Annotated in this window: 3 protein-coding genes; all 3 read right to left on the bottom strand. The window is 69.4% G+C overall.

Annotation, left to right across the window (positions count from 1 at the left end; translation table 11 throughout):
• On the bottom strand, positions 1–1,792 hold a 1,792-nt coding region (locus QK444_RS34465; RefSeq protein ID WP_282786195.1), incomplete at its 3' end, for a choline/carnitine O-acyltransferase.
• Positions 1,789–2,637, bottom strand: a complete 849-nt coding sequence (locus QK444_RS34460) for a class I SAM-dependent methyltransferase (RefSeq protein WP_282786194.1) — start codon at positions 2,635–2,637, stop codon at positions 1,789–1,791. The genes QK444_RS34465 and QK444_RS34460, both read right to left, overlap by 4 nt.
• A 24-nt stretch (positions 2,638–2,661) precedes the next feature.
• A partial coding sequence (locus QK444_RS34455; RefSeq protein WP_282786193.1) for an arpA protein occupies positions 2,662–3,338 on the bottom strand: 677 nt, incomplete at its 5' end.

Raw genomic sequence — 3,338 nt, 5'->3', positions numbered from 1 at the left:
TGAGCTCGGTCACGGCCGCCCGCAGATTGCTCGCGAAGGTGTGCATCTGCGCGGCAACGGATTTGGGTGTGGCGAGGTAGAGGTTCCAGCGATCGGGCAGCATGACGTAGGCGACGCCGATGCAGGTGGGGCTGGTGGAGCCGAAACCGAAGTACTGGATGTTCACCGACGGCGCGGAACTGGTACTCAGGTAGTCGTCGCGGGTGATGCGCCAGCCGGGGCTGTCGTAGAACGGCATCGGATCGGTGGCGCCCAGCTGCTCACCGCGGCGACGCTGGATGAGTTGCAGCTCCCACAGATGCTGTTCGGGCGCCTCCCCGCGCTGGCACTCCTTGGCGCGGGCCACATGGGCGTCCGCGGCGGCCCGCAGCGCCTGCCGCCGCCGCTCCGGGTCGGCGTCCGGATCCTCCATGGCGGCAATGAATTCCACGATCTCCGGGGTGACCACGCGCATGGCCTCGGTGCGGCCGTTGCGGAAGTGGCGGGTGGCGATGGATTCGTAGGTGGCCCCGATCATGCCCTTGCTGCGCTGGTGGGCGAGCTGATAGCTGAGCTGGGCGAAGGCATCCGGGGAGATGCCCAGCTGTTTGGCGCGACCGGTGCCGAAATCGGCGAAGGACACCGTCGAGGTGGCGTTGTCGGCCGCGTACTGCGCGAACGACGCCGCCGCGCTCGCGATCTCGCGCTTGCGGTCGTCGTCGAGCGCGAAGACGACGGGCTCGACCGCGGGCATGCCCTGCGGCTGCGCGCCCGAAACGGCGGCGTGCTCGGCCACCGGCGTCTCCGACAGCGCGTCGACGAAGGACAGGATGGTAGTGCCGTCCAGTCCGCAGTGCTCGACATTGATCCCGGCGGTGCCGTCGGCGAAGACGATGAAGGACACCGCCTTGTCGAACCAGCGGTTGCCGCTGTCCCCGTGCAGCAGCTGATCGCACGCCTGCTGGGTGTCGCGCGGCGCGAAATCCTCCAGGCAGACGAGGAACAGCGCGGTCTCGATGGTGTCGAGGGCCGCGACGTTCACCGGCACCGCGCGCAGCGCCCCGCGCACCCGCGCCCAGTCGGCCCGAGCCATGGTGGTCAGGTGCCCGGGCGAGGTGTTGATGGGCGCGCGCCGCGCCCCCGCCTTCATGACCGAACGCAGGCCGTCGACGATATCGCCGGGAGCGTAGGGGGCACCGGCCGGGCCGATGACATCCATGCGGAACATATTGCCGCGGTAGCAGACCACGATGTGCCGGGCCTGCGACGGACCCGGCCACTCCGGGCTGTAGGGCACCCGCACCCCGTCCTGCGGATCGCCGGGAATCCGCGTCTCGGAGAACAGGAACTTGTTCTGCGCCATGTTCAGCCGCTGTCCGCGCTGGGTCGCGGGCGGAACCCGCTCGGCGTCGAGTTGCAGTTTGTAGTTCACCGCGGCGCTCACCAGCGCCCCCGCGCGCTCGGCCTGATCGGCGGCGGTGGCGGCGGCGAGCACGGTGTCGTCGCGGAACAGGAAGAAGAAGTTGGCGTTGAGCGCGATCCGGTCCCGTCGCCCCAGGTAGCGCGAGGGCCAGAACTCGTCCAGCCAGCTGCCCACCCCGGGAGTGCTGTCGTAGCGCTCGAGGTCGGCCTGCAGCGCGCGGGCCGGGCTGTCGGGGCGGAGCATGAGCTCGACCGCGGCGGCGGTGGCCGCGTATTCATCGCCGGTGAGCAGCGGTGCGCACCAGTGCAGGAACCGCGTGCAGCTGTCCTCCAGGGTGGGCAGCGGCACCCGGGGCAGCTGGTCGTCGTGGGCGAAGGTCGGTTCGCTCAAGAGAGGTCCTCGTGGTCGAAGGATAGGGTCGGAGACGGGCGAGACACGTAGAGCTGAGCGTAGAGCCAGCCGTCGGATTCGTGCCCCTCGGTGTCGACGCCATTGTCGGCCAAGGTATTCAGGACCTGGGTGCGCTCGTCGGCGGCCGCGAAGCGGCGCTGCCGGAACGACCCGGGTACGCGTTCGGTCCGGTAGCCGAGTTCGGCCAGCCGCGCGGCGATCGGATCGAAGGAGAACATGCGCAGCACGAAATGCGCCATCCAGGGCAGCTTTCCGCCGTGCGCGCGGGCGACCCGCAGCAGGGTGCGGTCGGTGATGTAGCCGACGCATCCGGTGGAGATGACGAGGTCGGCGGTGGCCAGGGTGGCACGCTGCGCCTCGGTGGGGTCGGCGGCTTCCAGGTCGGCGTGCACGGTGTCGTCCAGCAGTCCGGCGGCGCGGGCGTAGTCCAGTGCCGGGCGGGAGGCGTCCATGCCGATGAAGCGAACGCCGGGCAGCCGGTCGGCGGTGGCGAGGCGGGCGCGGTCGCGCGCGATGAGTGCGGCGGCGGCATCGTCACCGTCGGAGTCGGCGTCTCGATAGTGCTCGGTGAGTTCGGCCATGTTGATGCCCAGGCGCAGCAGGGCCGCGTTCACGCCGTAGGAGCAGCCCAGATCCAGCACGGTCGGGGCGGCGATGCCGGTGGCGGCACGGTAGTCGGCGATGAGGCTCGCGAAGTGCGGTGTCGCCAGTTCCGGTATGCAGTAGTCCAATTCGGCCATCCGCGCGTAATACTCGCGTGGATCGGGCCGGTCGTAGATGTGGTCGAACGAGGCTTTCCCGGTGCTGTGCAACGAAACCGGCACGTGTTCTCCTTCTTGGTCGAGCACTCAATCCAGCAGGCGGTCGCCGCGTACGGCCGTCGCGCCGCCGAGGTGTGCGGGTAGCACCCGGCCGAACAGCTGCCGACTGCGCTCCGCCGTGCCGATCACCCCGGTGGTCCGGCTGTAGGCGAAGATGGCGGTGTGCCGCTGCGCCGCGCCGGTGACCGGTGACACCCGGTGCAGCGAGTAGCGGCCCTGGAACAGCTGCAGATCCCCGGGGCGCAGGTCGAGGCGGCGAATCAGGTTCTCCCCCTTGCCTTCCAGCACGGCACGCACATCGTCGAGATGTTCCGCCTCCGGCGTGCGGATGCCCGGACAGTATTCGAAGACGCCGCCGGATTCCGGACGCTGGGTGAGCATGCTGACGGTGAATTCGTTGGTGTCGAAGTGCCAGGGGTGCGACATGCCCGGCGCGACCACGTTCAGGCAGAGTCCCGCCAGCGGGTCGGTGTACTCGTGCAGCTGCTCGAGCTCGAAGCAGTCGGCCACGAACCGCTGGAACACCGGGCTGGTGTAGAGCCGCTGAATCAGCGTGTGCGCCGGAATGAGATCCCTTGCCACGAAGGCGTTTCCGCGCTCGAGCACGATGCGGCCCGGATGGTGCTCGGGTAGTTCGGCGTCCAGCGGGATGTTGTAGGCGTTGACTTGTTCGACGGTGTAGTAGGCCCGCGGGGCCAGTTCCG

The organism is Nocardia sp. CC201C, assembly GCF_030010695.1.
Classification (GTDB): Bacteria; Actinomycetota; Actinomycetes; order Mycobacteriales; family Mycobacteriaceae; genus Nocardia; species Nocardia otitidiscaviarum.
This window is presented reverse-complemented; position numbering and strand designations above follow the sequence as displayed.